At 41.6% G+C, this 15898-nt stretch carries 19 protein-coding genes; 5 read left to right on the top strand and 14 right to left on the bottom strand.

Annotated elements, in window-relative coordinates; translation table 11 throughout:
• Positions 1-12 precede the first annotated feature (12 nt).
• Both EO766_RS04640 and EO766_RS04635 read left to right on the top strand, forming a co-directional pair.
• The gene (locus EO766_RS04640; protein WP_074420016.1) at positions 13-570 is read left to right on the top strand and encodes a D-glycero-alpha-D-manno-heptose-1,7-bisphosphate 7-phosphatase; all 558 of its coding nucleotides are present in this window, start codon (positions 13-15) and stop codon (positions 568-570) included.
• Between the two features lie 73 nt (positions 571-643).
• A complete protein-coding gene (locus EO766_RS04635) occupies positions 644-1630 on the top strand; it encodes a hypothetical protein (RefSeq protein WP_074420017.1) in 987 nt (328 codons plus the stop codon).
• A 430-nt stretch (positions 1631-2060) separates the two neighbouring features.
• On the opposite strand, the gene EO766_RS04630 is transcribed toward EO766_RS04635, so the two are convergent.
• The 9 genes from EO766_RS04630 to EO766_RS04590 form a co-directional block, all read right to left on the bottom strand.
• Positions 2061-2870, bottom strand: coding sequence for a PRTRC system ThiF family protein (locus EO766_RS04630; RefSeq protein WP_287100779.1), 810 nt, complete (start codon positions 2868-2870; stop codon positions 2061-2063).
• On the bottom strand, positions 2867-3589 hold the full coding sequence (locus tag EO766_RS04625; protein WP_075051849.1) for a PRTRC system protein B: 723 nt from the start codon (positions 3587-3589) through the stop codon (positions 2867-2869). Before EO766_RS04625 ends, EO766_RS04630 begins: the two co-directional genes overlap by 4 nt.
• Complete coding sequence (locus tag EO766_RS04620; protein ID WP_287100778.1) at positions 3586-4767, bottom strand: hypothetical protein; 1182 nt, start codon at positions 4765-4767, stop codon at positions 3586-3588. The genes EO766_RS04625 and EO766_RS04620 overlap by 4 nt, the downstream gene beginning before the upstream one ends.
• A gap of 15 nt (positions 4768-4782) precedes the next feature.
• Positions 4783-5001 carry a PRTRC system protein C gene (locus tag EO766_RS04615; RefSeq protein WP_287100777.1) on the bottom strand — a complete coding sequence of 73 codons (219 nt, stop codon included), beginning with the start codon at positions 4999-5001 and terminating at the stop codon, positions 4783-4785.
• Positions 5002-5027: 26 nt separating this feature from the next.
• Entirely contained in the window at positions 5028-5672 is a 645-nt protein-coding gene (locus tag EO766_RS04610) for a PRTRC system protein E (RefSeq protein ID WP_287100776.1), read from the bottom strand.
• Between the two features lie 64 nt (positions 5673-5736).
• A complete protein-coding gene (locus EO766_RS04605) occupies positions 5737-5970 on the bottom strand; it encodes a hypothetical protein (protein ID WP_287100775.1) in 234 nt (77 codons plus the stop codon).
• Between the two features lie 10 nt (positions 5971-5980).
• Positions 5981-6358 (bottom strand): hypothetical protein, encoded by a 378-nt coding sequence (locus tag EO766_RS04600; RefSeq protein WP_287100774.1) that lies wholly within the window; start codon positions 6356-6358, stop codon positions 5981-5983.
• 56 nt (positions 6359-6414) lie between these two features.
• Positions 6415-7488 (bottom strand): DUF932 domain-containing protein, encoded by a 1074-nt coding sequence (locus tag EO766_RS04595; RefSeq protein WP_287100773.1) that lies wholly within the window; start codon positions 7486-7488, stop codon positions 6415-6417.
• Between the two features lie 40 nt (positions 7489-7528).
• Positions 7529-7939: a single-stranded DNA-binding protein gene (locus EO766_RS04590; protein WP_287100772.1), complete on the bottom strand. Its 411-nt coding sequence runs from the start codon at positions 7937-7939 to the stop codon at positions 7529-7531.
• A gap of 577 nt (positions 7940-8516) precedes the next feature.
• On the opposite strand from EO766_RS04590, the gene EO766_RS04585 reads away from it, so the two are divergent.
• Together EO766_RS04585 and EO766_RS04580 are read left to right on the top strand one after the other, a co-directional pair.
• On the top strand, positions 8517-9305 hold the full coding sequence (locus EO766_RS04585; protein WP_287100771.1) for a type IV toxin-antitoxin system AbiEi family antitoxin: 789 nt from the start codon (positions 8517-8519) through the stop codon (positions 9303-9305).
• A gap of 3 nt (positions 9306-9308) precedes the next feature.
• On the top strand, positions 9309-10238 hold the full coding sequence (locus EO766_RS04580) for a nucleotidyl transferase AbiEii/AbiGii toxin family protein (RefSeq protein WP_287100770.1): 930 nt from the start codon (positions 9309-9311) through the stop codon (positions 10236-10238).
• 68 nt (positions 10239-10306) lie between these two features.
• Here EO766_RS04580 and mobC read toward each other — a convergent pair whose 3' ends face one another.
• From mobC to EO766_RS04560, 4 genes are all read right to left on the bottom strand, one after another.
• The gene (mobC, locus tag EO766_RS04575) at positions 10307-12298 is read right to left on the bottom strand and encodes a conjugal transfer protein MobC (RefSeq protein ID WP_287100769.1); all 1992 of its coding nucleotides are present in this window, start codon (positions 12296-12298) and stop codon (positions 10307-10309) included.
• An 11-nt stretch (positions 12299-12309) separates the two neighbouring features.
• Complete coding sequence (locus EO766_RS04570) at positions 12310-13617, bottom strand: relaxase/mobilization nuclease domain-containing protein (protein ID WP_287100768.1); 1308 nt, start codon at positions 13615-13617, stop codon at positions 12310-12312.
• Positions 13605-13994, bottom strand: a complete 390-nt coding sequence (locus tag EO766_RS04565; protein WP_287100767.1) for a plasmid mobilization protein — start codon at positions 13992-13994, stop codon at positions 13605-13607. Before EO766_RS04565 ends, EO766_RS04570 begins: the two co-directional genes overlap by 13 nt.
• Positions 13995-14248: 254 nt before the next feature.
• Positions 14249-15133, bottom strand: a complete 885-nt coding sequence (locus EO766_RS04560; protein WP_287100766.1) for a DUF8464 domain-containing protein — start codon at positions 15131-15133, stop codon at positions 14249-14251.
• A 155-nt stretch (positions 15134-15288) separates the two neighbouring features.
• On the opposite strand from EO766_RS04560, the gene EO766_RS04555 reads away from it, so the two are divergent.
• Complete coding sequence (locus EO766_RS04555; protein ID WP_287100765.1) at positions 15289-15579, top strand: hypothetical protein; 291 nt, start codon at positions 15289-15291, stop codon at positions 15577-15579.
• A gap of 13 nt (positions 15580-15592) precedes the next feature.
• On the opposite strand, the gene EO766_RS04550 is transcribed toward EO766_RS04555, so the two are convergent.
• Positions 15593-15799: a hypothetical protein gene (locus EO766_RS04550; protein ID WP_287100764.1), complete on the bottom strand. Its 207-nt coding sequence runs from the start codon at positions 15797-15799 to the stop codon at positions 15593-15595.
• Between the last annotated feature and the right edge of the window lie 99 nt (positions 15800-15898).

Here is a 15898-nt window from a genome sequence, read left to right as displayed (position 1 = left end):
AAATACAGTTTAATGAATCATTTACCGGACATTAGCCAGGAATGGACTTTATTTTTAGACAGAGATGGCGTAATCAATGCCGAAAAAAAAGACGATTATGTATTGTCGTGGAACGAATTTCATTTTTTACCTGGGGTAAAAGAAGCATTGGCATTATTGAACCCATTGTTTAAAAGAATTGTAGTGGTAACCAATCAAAAATGTATTGGAAAAGGCTTGTTAACAGTAGATGGCCTTCATATCATTCATACAAATATGCTGCAGGAAATACAGGAAAAAGGGGGCAGGATAGATAAAATTTATTTTTGTCCTGATTTATCGGATGATTCACCCAACCGAAAACCCGCTCCCGGAATGGCTTTTCAGGCAAAAGAAGATTTTTCTGAAATAGACTTTTCAAAAAGTATGATGATTGGCAACAAATTATCAGATATGGCATTTGGCAAAAATGCCGGAATGTATACCATTTTTGTTGCAACTACTAATCCTGAAACACCATATCCACATCCACTGATTGATGCAAGATTTGATGATTTATACCATGTAGCAAAGGCTTTAATAAAAGCATAAAATTCATCCTCATTTTTGCATCAAAATCAATAAGCAGGAGTGGTGTTGTATCTTAGAGGCATATTTTATCAACATGCGCAGTACTGTTATTGTATTTTTAATGCTTCTACCCTTCTTTTCCTTCACGCAGGAAATACCGGCAACTTCTATACAAGCCATTCAAAAAATAGAAAACCTGCTACAAAAAGATGCGCACAATATTGTATATGCCAACGACTGGTTAGAACGTTTTCAGGCCGATAGTGCATTTATACGAAATTTTGTAAAAGCATTAAAAACACCATACTCATTTTATTATCCTTTCGATTCGGTTCAAAACATTTCCAAACTATATGCGCCGGATAGCAGCTTCAGAATATTTACCTGGCAGGTAATGAAAGATTATTCTTATTACCGGCAAAGAGGGGCCATTCAAATGCGCACTGCAGATGGCAGTTTAAAATTATTCCCTTTATTCGATGCTTCCGAATTTACCAAATCGCCTACCGATTCCATACGCACCAACAATAACTGGATTGGTGCCATATATTATAAAATTATCCTTACTACGTATCAAAATAAAAAATATTATACACTGTTAGGATTAGATGAAAACAATGCACGCAGTGAGAAGAAATGGATAGAAGTATTAACATTTAAACCCGATGGTCTGCCACAGTTTGGTGGCAATTATTTTAAATATCCGGCAGATGGAATTAAACCACCGCAACCTGCTTATCGGTTTTATTTAGAATATAAAAAAGATGCAGGCGTACGCATGAATTACGATGCAAAATACCATGCCATTATTTTTAGCCGGCTGGTAAGTGAATCGCCCGATGAAAAAAATACCTATAACTTAATTCCTTATGGCGATTATGAAGGGTTTAGATGGGTGAATGGTTTTTGGGTGTATGTAAACAATCCATTTCAAAATATCATTTTCGATAAAAATCAATCCGATTTACCTGCACCAATTTTAGATGAAAAAGGCAACAGAAAGGAAAAAGTTTTAGAAGAAATTTCCCGAAAAAATATGGAAAAAGCACAGCAAAAGAAGGATAGTATACAGAACCAATAATTCATCAATCTTAAATCAACATTTTTTTAGTCGAGTATCATGATTTGTTGAGCAAAATCATACCCCCATTATTTTTAGCAAAAATCATTTCATCTCAAAAACAAAAATGCCTCGTAAATAATACATTTACAAGGCATTTATTGCGGACTGGGCGGGGTCACAATCGAACCCCTAATTCCATTTTTGACATTTTTAGATAGTTTGAAAATTGCTTAACTATTCATTATCAACGGAAAATTGCTTACAAGTCACTCTGGATGAAAAATCAGATAATAAATATATCAATTATGCCGCAGCCTGTTGTCCCAAAGCGGAGATATCGGGGATGTGACTGGGGAACCCGGTTTGGGACAAGTGGCTGCACCGCTTCCAGCGCATGGGCTTTCCGCCTACGGGGAAAGGAATGCCCATGCGCCGCCCGGGAAGGGTTTCAGGCGACCTTAATTGGGTGGGTATTAAAGTCCTTAAGGTTGTGGAAAAAGCCCCTATATTGGGTCAATCCGTTACGGAATAAGCTCCACAATAAGGAGCAACCCATTTGGGTCAGTGAGGAATTAATATACAAGTCCTGTTTTTCCAGTGCTTCTGCTAAACTGCAACTTGGCGTGTCGTCCGTTGCTTCGGAGTGTTTCAATAAATCGCCAAATTCATCTGTAACAAATGGCAGGCTTGCCACCGTTTCGTACATTTCAGATTTGGGTTGGCTTATCTTTCCAATAGTAGATAATATAACCTGTCCTGTATGCTGGCTGTTGCCGAAATCAAGCCAATACTTAGGTTCATTACCGTAATTCCTGCTATTGCTCAACGCTTTTAAAATCCCTGCAATTTCAAACCTTGCTTGTACGCTGTCTACGCAAGAGATATAAATGCTTGCAGGTGCGTATTGGGGCAATCTCCCCAAATGGTCTTTTCCGAATTTTACTGTTTCGGCTTTCCAGTTTGTCCCTTCCCATCTATTGGAACGGTTTATCAAGGCTAAGGACTTGTACAGTCCTATTTCACATGCTGCAAAACGTTGTCTACCTAAATTTGGTTCAGTTACCCTATCATCATCCCAAAGACGAACGGATAATCCTGCGTGTCCCAATTCGACCAGACTGTGCTCCATCTCAATTAAAGCAGTCAAAACCTTTGAACCTGTGCCACCTGCACCAAAAACGTTTACTTGTATTGGATTGGTGGCATTTATCAGGGAGTTATCCGTAAAATGGACTTTCGTTTTTTCCGTGTTCATCATAATAAGTTTTTAAGTGTCCTGTTATTCTTTTTCAAAACCTCTTTAGGAAAGGCATTGCCTGTTTTAATAAGCTCTTTCCAAAGGCTTACACAATTCCCTTTAACCGGGTTGTGGTTCTGCATCAGATGGCTGAAATAGCTGTTAAAAAAATAGTTTTCCCATGCTTCGATAAATTCTTCCAGCGATGTCGATTTTTTGATATTCACATTTACTGTTCCCATGCATACATTTCCGTTTTCATATACATTGAAAAATGGAGCATGGAACAACGGCGTCTTTTCATGTGGTCGCCTGTCTGAACTAAGGGCAAAAACAAAAATGCTGTTTTTACTGGCAAACCAAATCATGGGCGGTACATATGCCTTCCCATTGAGTATTTCCAAATCTTTGACAAAGAATAACGGACGTTGCTGTGCTTTGGTGTACCATAATACCGTACCGTTGTCGCTTGGATTGATAACCAGTATATTGGTTGGCAAAATTCCCCTTGGTTTTAAAAAAGCTTTGTTCTTTTCCTTTCCTGTATTCAATGCCTTTGCCAATAGCTGTGCTTCCCTCACGGTCAAAGGGTGGGCATTGATTGGGTTGCCGTTTCTGTCCATGTCAAAATGCTCTACATACATATCCGTGTTTGTGCCTTTGGTTTCATAGAACACCAAAGCCGATTTGGGATGGTAAAGCATTCCAAAATCATTGGTTATGTCTGTTGTATTATTCATCGTCTTGTCGCTTTATAGTTGTTTAGTAAGTAGCATATATCTTCCAATAAAGTAAACAGTTGGGCTTCAAAATCGAGGTTGTTACGTGTTATCGGGTTTCCGTCAAAACATTTGCGGATGGTCGGTTCTTCCAGATTGCCATATTCGTTAAACTCGTTGTTAATACTATCCGAAAGGCTTTCATATAGCCAGCCTTTTCCATTCGCCATGAAGGATATGTACTTTTCCATACCAATAGTTTCCCGGTCATAGTCTTCGCACTCATCGTCAGGGCCCTCATCAGTTTTAGGAGCATTACGAAAGATATTCGTATGAGGATATTCCACGTAAAGTGCAAGCGCATCGCAAGCTAACTGCAAACATTCCTTATCAAACTCATCTGTCGGCTTAAATATCTTTACACGCTGTTCAAAAAAACTTAAATTGGTACGGTTAAACAGTTTTTGTTCGACACGCTCACCAACCCATTCGGCTTGCCGTAACTCATTTTTATATAGTTCTGTTTCGCTGGTTTCCTCGTCTTGCTCCACCCAATCGGTTAGCATTTCGTACATCCAATAGAGGTAGCTGTTTTCCTGCCGGTAATACGGAATACTCACAATATGGTACAGGTAACTGCAAACTGACACAAGCAATTGGGCGGTCTTTTTACGCATTGGGTCATTCAGCATTTCAAAGAGTGGTATAACGGGGATGTAATAAAGCGTAGCCCCTGCGCTGTACCGTTCTTCGCTGATAAAAAAGGCTTTTTTCCTGTCCTGTACAAATTGTAAACTGTTCCAATTGTAAACTATTTGTTTTAACTTCTCCTGTGTATCCCATAATGCCAAACTGATATTGTACGGATAACCATAGCTTTTTGTCTGCATTGGCTTAAATCCGTAATCTTCCGCCAGTAGGGAAAGGGAATGGTAAAAATCCCTTTCCGTTTTTTCATTTTCTGTACAAGCCTGTGCAGAATGCGCCGTTTTTAGTTTTGGCAGGAACGTAGACTTTAGAAAATTATTGGCAACATCGAAAGGGGTACGGACTTCCGTTTGTCCTTTCGGATTTCGTTTGCCTCTTTGGGTCTTTGCATCCAATTGGCAAACTCGCCCAACTGTTGGTGCAGTTCCCGTTGTTTTGGCTGTTGCGGTTTGCGGATAATCCCGGATATAATATTGCGTTGCATCGTTCATTTCTTTTAATTTTGATTAACCTTTTGTTCCCATTACGCTCTCAAATCTGTACTGTACGGTATCATCACGAATAACAGGTGCAGATACTTTTGCCGTTGTTAATATGGGATATGTATTGGCATAAAAATTCAATACCGCCTCAACACTCCATTTGGGTTCGGGGTCGGTCAATTTGATTTCCTGCCCTTTATCTTTCAGTAAGAACACTCGTTCTAATTGTGTTGCTAATAACATGGTTGTTGTTTTTTGATGTTGGTAAATTATTCTGTTTCGCTATCGTCTTCCCAATTATCCTCCACTTCATCGAGATTTTTCTCATTGTCGGGGCCTTCATGGAAAAGCGTATTTTCTTCCTGTGGTTCTGTTGTCTCTACCCCTGTTTCAGGTGCGCCGAACAAGTCGGGCGCAAACTTGGCTGACAATGCAGTCTTGCGCTTGCGTATTACTTCTGCCTGTTCGGGGAATTGTGCAGGGTCGGGTACTTTCATCCAGGCATCCCTGTAATTGCCCTCTTTCTCCAGTTCGTCCACTTTAGCCATAGCTTCCTTAAATTTCTTTTCCTTTTCTTCCTTAGCCTTTTTTTCTTTGTCGGCTTTCTCCTTTTCCATAGCCGATTGTGTTTTGGCTTCTTCCAATTGCTTCATAAAGGCTTCCATATTATCTAATAAGCCTGAAGCGGATTGCAAAGGCGTGGTTATCCTTTCAAAAAATCCCTCGTCCAATTCGTTTACCGTTCCCTTTAGATTAAGGGGCGGAATTAGTTTTCTTGCATCATCTCCACATTGTTCATTATTGAGCATAACCGATACTATCCAATTGTTTTCTGCTCCTTTGCGTATAGTCAATTGCAGGTCGCCTGTAATATTCAATGCCGCTACTTCGCTAAAAAAATTTGTCGTTTCCATCTTTTAAATAATTTATTTTTCAAATATTCTGTATAGTCCTACTACCGTTTTGTTCCACACCGTCCTACTTAAAAAGCAAGCCCCATACACCCCAAAGCATCACAAAAAAGGCTACCCATTTCAGTATCCATTCTATGGAAAGGGTAATCAGCCCGATGAAATAGTTGCTGAAATGCTGCAATCCTCCTAAGCCTCTGCGGTTAAACTGTCGCATACCGACGATGAGCCTGATGCCCAACCCTGCAAAAAACAGGGTTGGGTAAGAAATGCCTTGCAATAGTTTTATTAATGCCTCCATAAATTCACGTTTAAGGGTTGAACAATAAATCTACTGCCAGTACGAATTTGTGATTGCTGTGCTTGCGTGTGGTGGTATATAAAGTCAGGCAATGCACCATGTATAATGCGAGGTAGCCATCAAACAACTGGTCGGCAAATACTCGGCTATGTGTATGCAGGTAATTGCCGTATCGCTTAATTTTTTTTTCCACTTCGTCCACAAAGGACAGCCATGCCTCAATGGTCAGCAAACCATTTTCCCACTTCCCATGTAAATGCTCATCCTCTTTTATGGTTGCACATAAATTGCCGGCATATTCCAGTAAAGCAGGTATTTCCTGCGGGAACAGTTCATGCAGCAACTTGGCTTTCTCTACGTTTATCAATTTCTCTAAAGGTTTCATCATCCATTTTTTTGAGTAAATAAATGAGGGCAGGCAGGACTACTGCCCGCCCTGCTGTCTTAGTTCAGTGCAAATGCGTCAGCCCCGTTCATAGCAAATTCATTGCAGAGGTTAAAGGCTGACTGTGCTTTTAGTTGTGCCGTACCGCCCATCACGATAGATTGCAGTTTGGCTTCATCATCTTTGTAATTGCGGACATTCTGATAATAGCCCGTGATGCCGTTATACGCTCCGAACACTGTTCCTTTGGTAGTATCCATTTGTTGTGTATCCGCTATCATTGCATAGGCAAAGGCATCGTTAACGGTGTTTTTGAACACGGTAGACAATTCATCTTCTGCACCTTTTTTAAGTGCTGCAAATGTTTCCTTATTCGGGCATAGTGCCAGTTGAATAAGCTTTTTCACTTCCGTATCAGTGATACGTACCTTTGCCCATTGGTTGAATATTTCTTCCAGTTTGGTACTTAACTGGTTAGCCAGTCCCATTACTTTGTGCGCCTCTTCCAAACGCTGTTTTGCACCTGATGTATGACGAATGCGCACCACGTTGGACATATTACGAAGCGATGCATTCAGCGTGTTCTGGCAAACTATCCTTATGGGTGTAAAGGCTGCGGTTATGCTGCCTGTTCCATCGTGAGAGGTGGTCAGGAAAATGTATTTTTCGGTTACGTCATCACCATTGCCCACACGAATATAATCGGGTAGTTTGGCGGTTATAAATATGCGTTCCCCATTACCCAATGCCCCTGCGGTTTCATACAGTATGCCTTCGCCACCGCCTACAATCGCATCGAAAAAAGCGAAGGCATCTGCATTTTGTACAATTTGGTAATCCTTGCCCACTACCCCGAAAACCTGATTGGTATCGGTGCGCATGGTGGCGAAGTTTTCGGGCAGTAAAATATTACCACCCTCTTTTATTTCACCATCGTTGCCAATGGTTACCCCTGTACCATGCGTGTACAGCGGTGATTTGATGACCTCGAAGTCAAGCCCTGCGCATTTAACTGCTTCGGCACTGGTGGGATATTGCTCTACTACCTGCCCTAAATTATGCCATGCCTTGTGTTGTACGCTAAAGAAACTGTATTTGCCTGTACGTTCGTTGAAATTGAGATTATGTGCCATGATTATAATTTTTAAAAATTGATAAATGAAAAATGATTGTTTAGAAAGGCAGGTCGTCTTTTTCTGCTGTATTACCGCTTTTGCGTTTGTTAGCGGATGCCACGGTATTGTCTTCCCTATCGTCTGCTACGGTTTCCGTTCTCCTGCCACCTCCGTACAGTTTAATTTGTGAAGTATGGAAATTGAGTGCTGCATGCGCTTCTCCATCGCCCCCAATCCATGCCCTTGCACTTACCCGCCCCCTAAGCTCCACCAATGTACCTTTGGTCAGTGCCTTTGCCACGTTCGTTGAAATCCAGTAGGCGCAGTTGAAGTATTCGGTTAGTTCCACCTGTTCGCCCTGTTTGTTGCGGTAGCCATCATTGACCGCAATAGAAAAGTTAACCACTTGTTTGTCGCTCGGCAGGGTGCTGATTTCCGCATCCCTTGTCAGTCTTCCGATAATGTTCATAACGTTTGAATTTTAATTGTTAAACCATTTTGTTCATTCATCTTTTTTCACGCCGTCTGCCCCAAAGAGCATTTTTCCAAAAGAAAAAACGGAAAAAAAGAAAGCAGGTAAACAGTGCGGGTAAAGCGGAAAACCAAAAGGAAACGGAATAAGTCCCGAAGGGTGGATTTGTGAGGAACGAGCAAAGCCATTATGCCGTAGTCTTTTGGTTTTCCAGCCAGCTTTGCCCGCAATACATTAGCTGCCTTTTTATCCGTTTCGCATTGGAAAATGCGGAGCAGGCTGGCCGTCATCCCTTGTCATGAGGCATGGAAGTGACTTAAATAATAAAGCATGAGGGGGATGGAAGGCGGCGAGAAACGAGCCGGTGTGATCACACGGAAGCGAAGCGAACCCTGGAATGACCCGGTCCGAAGGGACATGCCCAAAGAATAAAATTATTTCATTCAAAGTCCTTTTCAATTTACACTATATCCCCTTGACGGCGATTAACGCCGTAATTTGACATTTTTATAAATTAGTTTATGTATCTTTGTTCTGACGGCGATAAACGCCGTCTAATACAAATAATGTAAACATGGCACTCAATCCTGAGAGACGTAAAATGCTGGAACAGCTTCTTCCTGAAGGAGTGATCGCTACCAGGAAATGGCTGATGGAGCAGGCAGGGCTGAATAAACATGCAATTGACAACCTGATCAAGAGCGAACAATTAAAACTCTTGCAGAAAGGCATTTATGCCAGGGGAAGTGTGCGGCTATCCTGGCAAAGTATTGTCCATGTCCTGCAATTCATTATGAAGACGGATTTTGTCGTGGGCGGACTGTCGGCACTGGAATTAAAAGGCTTTTCGCATTATTTACCAACGTCAAAGAAAGAGATAATACAGGTTTATGGCAACGACAAATTGCCCGCCTGGGTAAATGAGGTATCAGAAAACACGGTCATTATCCGCCATTCAAGAAAGGAACTTTTTGAAGATATGACACCGGCAATAGCTAATGATTATACAGCCACTGTACCCTGGAAAGAAGGAATGGCAGAACTGAAAATATCCTGCCCGGAAAAAGCTTGTCTTGAAATGTTGAATGAAGTGCCCGAAAAAATATCGTTTGAGCATGCCGATCAATTGATACAGGGTATGACTACGTTATCGCCCCGGACCTTGCAAAAACTCTTGGAACATTGCACCAATGTAAAGGTAAAACGGCTTTTCCTCTGGTTCGGTTCTAAACACAATTATGCCTGGTATAGCAAACTAAAACAGGAAAGTATAAACCTGGGGTCTGGCAACCGAATGATTGTGAAGGGTGGCGAACTGGACAAAACCTATAAAATAACCGTACCTAAAGATTTCCAACATTAAAACATGAAGAGAGACAGCATATATTACCGTCAGGTGCAATTACTTGTGCGCATACTTCCGTTATTAGACACCGAGAAATGCTTTGCACTGAAAGGAGGAACGGCCATCAATTTATTTTACCGGTCATTGCCACGTCTTTCGGTGGATATTGACCTGTTATACCTGCCTTCAGAAGACCGTGAGGAAGCGCTGGTCAATATCCGGGCGGCCTTGTCCCGGCTGAGCGAACTGATCAGGAAGACTATTCCTGGCATCCATATACAGAATACGCATGAACAGAGCAATGCACTCCGATTGATACTCCAGGTAGAGGACATACGTGTCAAAGTAGAGCTGTCCCCTGTGATCAGGGGAACGGTATTTCCCGAAGTGCGCATGGAAGTGAACGAATTAGTGGAAAAGGAATTTGGCTATGCGGAAATACAAGTGGCTTCACTGCCGGATTTATATGCAGGCAAAATCTGTGCGGCCTTAGACCGCCAGCACCCACGCGACCTCTTTGACGTAAAATTCCTGCTGGAAAATGAAGGCTTTACAGAAGATTTACGGAAGACATTTCTGGTATTTTTAATCAGCCACCAACGTCCTATGTCCGAATTGTTGGCTCCGCACCGCAAAGACATCCGCGAGATTTACGCAACGGAATTCACACAGATGGCAGAAGTAGATATTCCGGTAGAGGAATTGGAACAAACACGGGAAGATTTAATCGCCATTATCCATCAAAACATGACCGATGACGAACGGAATTTTTTGCAATCCTTCAAAGAAAGACGGCCACAGTGGGATTTATTGGGACTACCCAAAATGGAAGAAGTTTCCAGGCTTCCTTCGGTACAATGGAAGTTATTGAACCTTTCCAGAATGGATGAAACCAAACATCAACAGGCCGCAGAGAAACTGAAAAAAGTACTTTTCCCTAATAATGGATAAGAATATATGAAGAAGCAGTTAACCGATGTTTTGCCTATTCCTTGTTGGCTGGTTATAAGGGCAAACATTTAACCCTTATTAATGACCAGATGTGCCTGCCCCGGATCATTCAGCAACCGTTCCATTTCAGACTGTATAATGTCCTGGATGTCTTGCTTAATCTGTAAATAATTGCGTTGTACCATGCTATTGTCGAGCTTACGGATTACCTCTATATTTTTATAGTTTTCTTCCTCTCTTTTTAGTGCTTCATGGTCATTTATAATTTCACAATGGAAAGATTTCAGCTCTATTTTATTATCCGGATCGTCAGCTATCATACCCACAAATTCCCCGGAACTTAAACCGGATATTTTTGAGGGTGGTATAGCGGCTTCCAGTTGTTTGGAGCGACTGATGGAAGTGTCGCCGCTGTTAATGGAATAACTTTCCCTGTCTTGCATGATCTTTCCGAAGCGTTCGGAAAGCTGTTTGGCGGTATCACCTGTTACCTGTCCGGAAACAATATTGCCGGTAATATTCATGATTACATCGGCCTGTTCACGGCCATAATCTTTGCGTAGCTGGCTGAAATCCTGGATGCCTAAACAGGTGGAAACTTTGTTACTCCTTGCAGTGGCTATTAGGCTATCCATATTGTTCAGATAAATAGTAGGAAACTCATCGAAAATGAGACTGCTTTTCAATTTCCCCTTCTTATTTACTTGTTTTACCAAACGGGTTACATACAAGGAGAGAACTGCCCCATAGATCTGAATCTTTTGCGGGTTGTTCCCCATGCAAACGATCTTCGGATCGTCCGGGTTATTAATGTCAAGATTGAAGTCATTGCCCGATAAAACGTAATACAATTGCGGGGAAGAAAGCCTCGCCATGGCTACCTTTGCGGCTGCTATCTGGCCTTCCAGCTGTTCCATCACATCATTTAGATAAGCGTTCACAAAAGGGTTGATCAGCACTTCAATTTCCTTTTCTGTCCTGAGGAGGGTAAACAAACTATCGTAGTCCGCCTGCATCAGCTCGATAACATGGGGCAGGGTGCAAAATTCGCCGTCCTTGTATTTCTTTAGATACCATATTACCGCAGACAGAAAGTTGATTGGCGATTCCACAAAGAAGTCGCCCTGGCGTTTGATCCATTCCCTGTTCAAACCCATCAGGATGGTGCGGGCGCTTTCAGCAGCATCGGTAATATCGGTCATCGCAGAAGGCTCCAAGGGATTACACCGGTGGCTGCGGGTCAGGTCGTCAAAGTTGATCACATAAAAAGCAGGTGGTTTGGGGTACCGGTGCCTGTTCTTCAGCCAAGTGTTGTAGGCAATTTTAGAAAGGTCGTCAAACTTGAAATCGTACACGAACATGGTAAATCCCTTACGGATATGCTGCGTGATCACATGGCGAATGACGAAGTAGGATTTGCCCGAACCCGGTGTTCCCAAAACCATTATGGAACGGAAGGGGTTAATGATATTGATCCAGCTATTGCGTACCTTATTCTTTAGCTGGTAACGAGCCGGCAAATTGATCGAGTACTCATTTTCCAGCAGGCGTTCCTCCTGTGGAAAAGTTTCGTTTTCTTTATTGAAAATGTCCTTATTATTGAGCCTGTTTTTAATGATGCGGGAAAGCAAAGTACTCCCTGAAAGGACTAATAGAAAACCGATAGCAGTAATGCCAATATAAATAGCTGCTTTCTCCTGCACAGGCATTCTCAGCAGCATCGAAAGATAACTTGAAAAGTAAAGAAGCAAGCCTGTAATGATATAGGCGAATGCTGTTTTATAACTCAGCTTTTCATCTTTACGGCCTTTGGCCCCAAGTAGCGAAATCGTTAAGAAACCTAAAGCAATGAGTTTGCTTTTTACAAAATAGCTGAATAGTCCAGTCCTGTAGATATTGTTTAAAATTCGGTCGCTAAACGTACTGCTAAGCCCCCAAGCTTGAAATGCCTCATAGCAGTAGTAATAAAAATGCAACACTAAAATTACGATGCTGATCAGCCTGGTCATATCCAGAATTTTCCTCAGCGCCTGTTCGTTTTCACCTGTCTGCATAGCCATAGTCGTAAGTTTTATTGATTATTTGAAATATTACTTTTCTTTTTCTTCTTTTTACCCTTTTTCTTTAATTGGCCGGGTACATAATCCGCCATTTGCTCAGGTTGCATCAGGACGTCCAAAAGGCTTGTTCTATCTGCTGTAACCGGAGTGTTATTCGGCTCGTGGTAGGTTCCCGGCATGGGTGGTGTTTTAGCCTGTGAAAGCGGCCCTGTTTCAGCCGGTTTTAACTTTACTTGTGGTAGCAAAGCAGGATGGATTGTTTCTGTGGCTTGGCATCTTTCCTGAATGGCTTTGGCACTATACTGCTTGCCTAAAACGCTGCCGTTGAAAACACATTTAGTCTGATGATCTACGTAAGTTATCCCGTATAATAAACCGCTATCACTTTTGCGCAGGGCAGTATGTATCCCTTGCCTTTCCAGTTTTTTCATCAATTCATCAAGTGTTGGCGGCTTGCCGATGAGGGCCTTGTCTATTTCGTTTTTCACGCGGACTTTAAAGGGTATTCGTTTTGCATGGTTAGGGCCACATTTATCTTCCAAAAATTTAAGGGTTGGTTTGTTGTAAAAGTCGCTCGCTTTTATGGGTACGCCGATGGGATTTCCGATGTCATCCAGAATGCGATATACTAACCCTCCACCTTTAAAAATCCTCGAATTTTCACTCCCCCGGTCAGCCATTACGTTGTATTGGCGAAGCACAGCATTAAGCTCTGGCAGGCTGGTAAATTTGTAGGTATTTAAGACACCTTCCAGCACATTCCTGATGGCCTTTTTCGACTGTAATTTCCCATAGTGGATCTTACTCATTACGATTGGTTCCAACTCGTATGGTTGCTTTGTTTGCCTGCCCTGCGCAACCACTAATCCAAATTGCTTTTCAATTTCCTTCCTTGCCGGTTCCGACTTGCGGATGCCTAAATGATGAAGGTCTATACGCCTTCCGTCGGCTTGTATGTTCGTGGTTACTAAATGGATGTGGGGATGCCCCGCATCGCGGTGCTGGTAAACCAAATATGGCTGGTCGCCAAAGCCTAATTTTTGCATATAAGTTTTAGCAATCTCTGTTAATTTTTCCTTCGGCAAACCGATTTCCGAAGGATCGAAATTGAGCGAAATATGTACGCTGTTACGCTTCACATTTTCATTAAGTGCCATGCGCTTCAGCAGGTAATTGAGCTTTATGCTAAGACTCATTTCACCTGCATTCAGCGGATAATTCTCTGCGCCGATGCACTCTGCAACGCCTTCTTTTACTTTGTTCTCATTGTAGTTGAAAATGCGGTGCATGGAATGTCCGGCCTTGATCACTGCAACCATATTTCCAACATTTTTTTGATGTTATTCCTAACCTCATCCACCTTGTTATTCAGGATTTTTCTCTCCACTTCATAAGCAATCAGCCAACTCTTAAATTCAGCAATTTGGCTGAGTGTATGCAGTTTTTTAACCGCTTGGTTGAAATTGTTTCCAACTGCGTTAAGTTCGCTGCGAAGGCGTGTAAGTTCTGCCATTAAGTCATCCTGCGAGCTGTTGCGGTATGTTGTAACAATAGGCTTTTCAAATACACTGCGGCGTACATACTCGCTTAGCTTACGGCAGGTAGAAGCCTTCCATTTCTTTTCGATTTTGGCATACTCAACGGGAGTTAAGCGCAGCCCGATGATGCGTGTCCTGTTTGAATTTTCTCTTTCCATCACTTTTCATTTTCACGTTTTCAAACTCATTTTCACATTTTAGTAGCCCTGCCCACGAGTTCCGAGTAAAGGGCAGCCAGATCCGGTTGTTTAACAACCGTTCATCTGGCCGATTGCAGGAACGTTACAATCTGACAGCCTTCTATAAGATTTTATGACCTTAGAAGCAGTTGAAGACATCCTTTAAGGCGGCAAGAAGCTACAGCGTTGCTGATATACCTATAAGGCCACGATTATATCAGCGTAACCACCTCCTAAATACTTTTGGATGGCTTGCCGAAATTCACTATCCAGTCGTTAAGGTCTTTATGATTTTTGTAAAGACTGCTTTCATCTGAATATTTATCACTAATGGAAAGTGCAAGCTGACTGTAATTTCGTCCGGTAGCATCCCTGTCCAGATAAAGCCGGATAACTTCATGCTCTTCCATAAACAGGCGGGCTTTTTCAAAAAAGGAAACAGAATTTAAAACTACAAAATCATGGCTGTTTGATGGAAGGTGTTTATGGATGGCCATGAAAGATAAAAAATCTGTAAAGCCCTCAAAAACGATGGCCTCCTTAGCTCCGTTTTTATAGGTGGTAATATCTTTAGGCGAGCTGCTCGCCTTAAAATATGGGTTCCGTATTTCAAAACCGCCCGCATCATTTTTAAACCCTATGCCATAATACGTTTTACCGTTTAGCTGATACCTGATTTCCCGGCAGTATTTCTCGGCAATTTCAATGGGGATAAGTCTTTGCTTGAGGTAGCGTAATAACGGGTAAGAAGTAAGCGAGAAATCTCCCAACACTTTGATTTTATGATCGGATGCGTTCTCCACTTTGGTAGGATAAATAACAGGCTGCTGAAGGGAAAAATTAACACTAATCTTGTCCAGTAATTCACCGATAGTACAGCGATGGTATTCGATACCGAAATCAATAAGATTACCACCTTTTGCCAGGCCATGATCGTACCATCTGTTCAGCTTACGATTAATCTTAAAAGAAGCTGTCTTTTCTTTCCGCAAAGGAGACAGATACCAATAATCGCTATTCCTGATTTTTGAAGGCTCATGGCCTAATAAGGACAAGTAATTAACCATGTCCATTTCCTTGCCTTCCTCGATGGAAAGCCTTTGCTTTCTGAAATCCATAACTACACATTTTCAACTTCACTATTCAGTTTGATGAAGTAAAGTTAAACAGGTGTTATGGATTATACCTATCCTCATCATATTTTGATGAGGATGTTAAACGATGTACTTATTATTTTTGTACTTCAAGATTTTAAAAAATAAAACGTGTGATTATGTTAACAACAAATGATGTGGCCAAGGTTTATGATACCATTCTGAGTATCCCTGGCATGAACGAAACAGTGAAGATTGATTTAAGAATCTCACGCAAAAATGTATTGCTTCTAAACAGTGTTATAGAACGTGGACTGGCAGTGGAAAATGATGATAAATCATCGAACTTGTTGAACAGTGTTCCTCAGGAAACCTTACAAGAGCTGAAAGCGTTGGCTGGTGATTGTCTGCAAAAAGCGGGACTGATAGAGCTTAGTGAAAAATTGACTTCTTTAGGCAGTGGAAAATAATATTGATCATTATTTATGATGTGACCCAACCTTTCTCAGTTCTCATATCTATCACTTTATTCAATAGCAGCCAGTGGCGAAAAGAATTAGCATCATCTGGTTTAAAGTGGATAATACTTCCATCTTTTAGCATAATGGTAAAGAAATCAAGAACGCCTAAAAATTTAGATAGATTTTGAGCTGGATAATCAAATCCTGGATATTGGCTGTTTGCGGTCATAACATATTATTTTAGATTAGACATTGACCGTTGTCGCCTGCAAAAATAAGCGCAGGCAACAACTTACAGCACTGAGGTCTTAGGAAACCCAACAACAAT

Source organism: Hydrotalea sp. AMD (assembly GCF_004100315.1).
GTDB classification, from domain to species: Bacteria; Bacteroidota; Bacteroidia; order Chitinophagales; family Chitinophagaceae; genus Hydrotalea; species Hydrotalea flava.
Note: the sequence above shows the minus strand (reverse complement) of the source record. Positions and strands in the feature narration are given on the sequence as shown.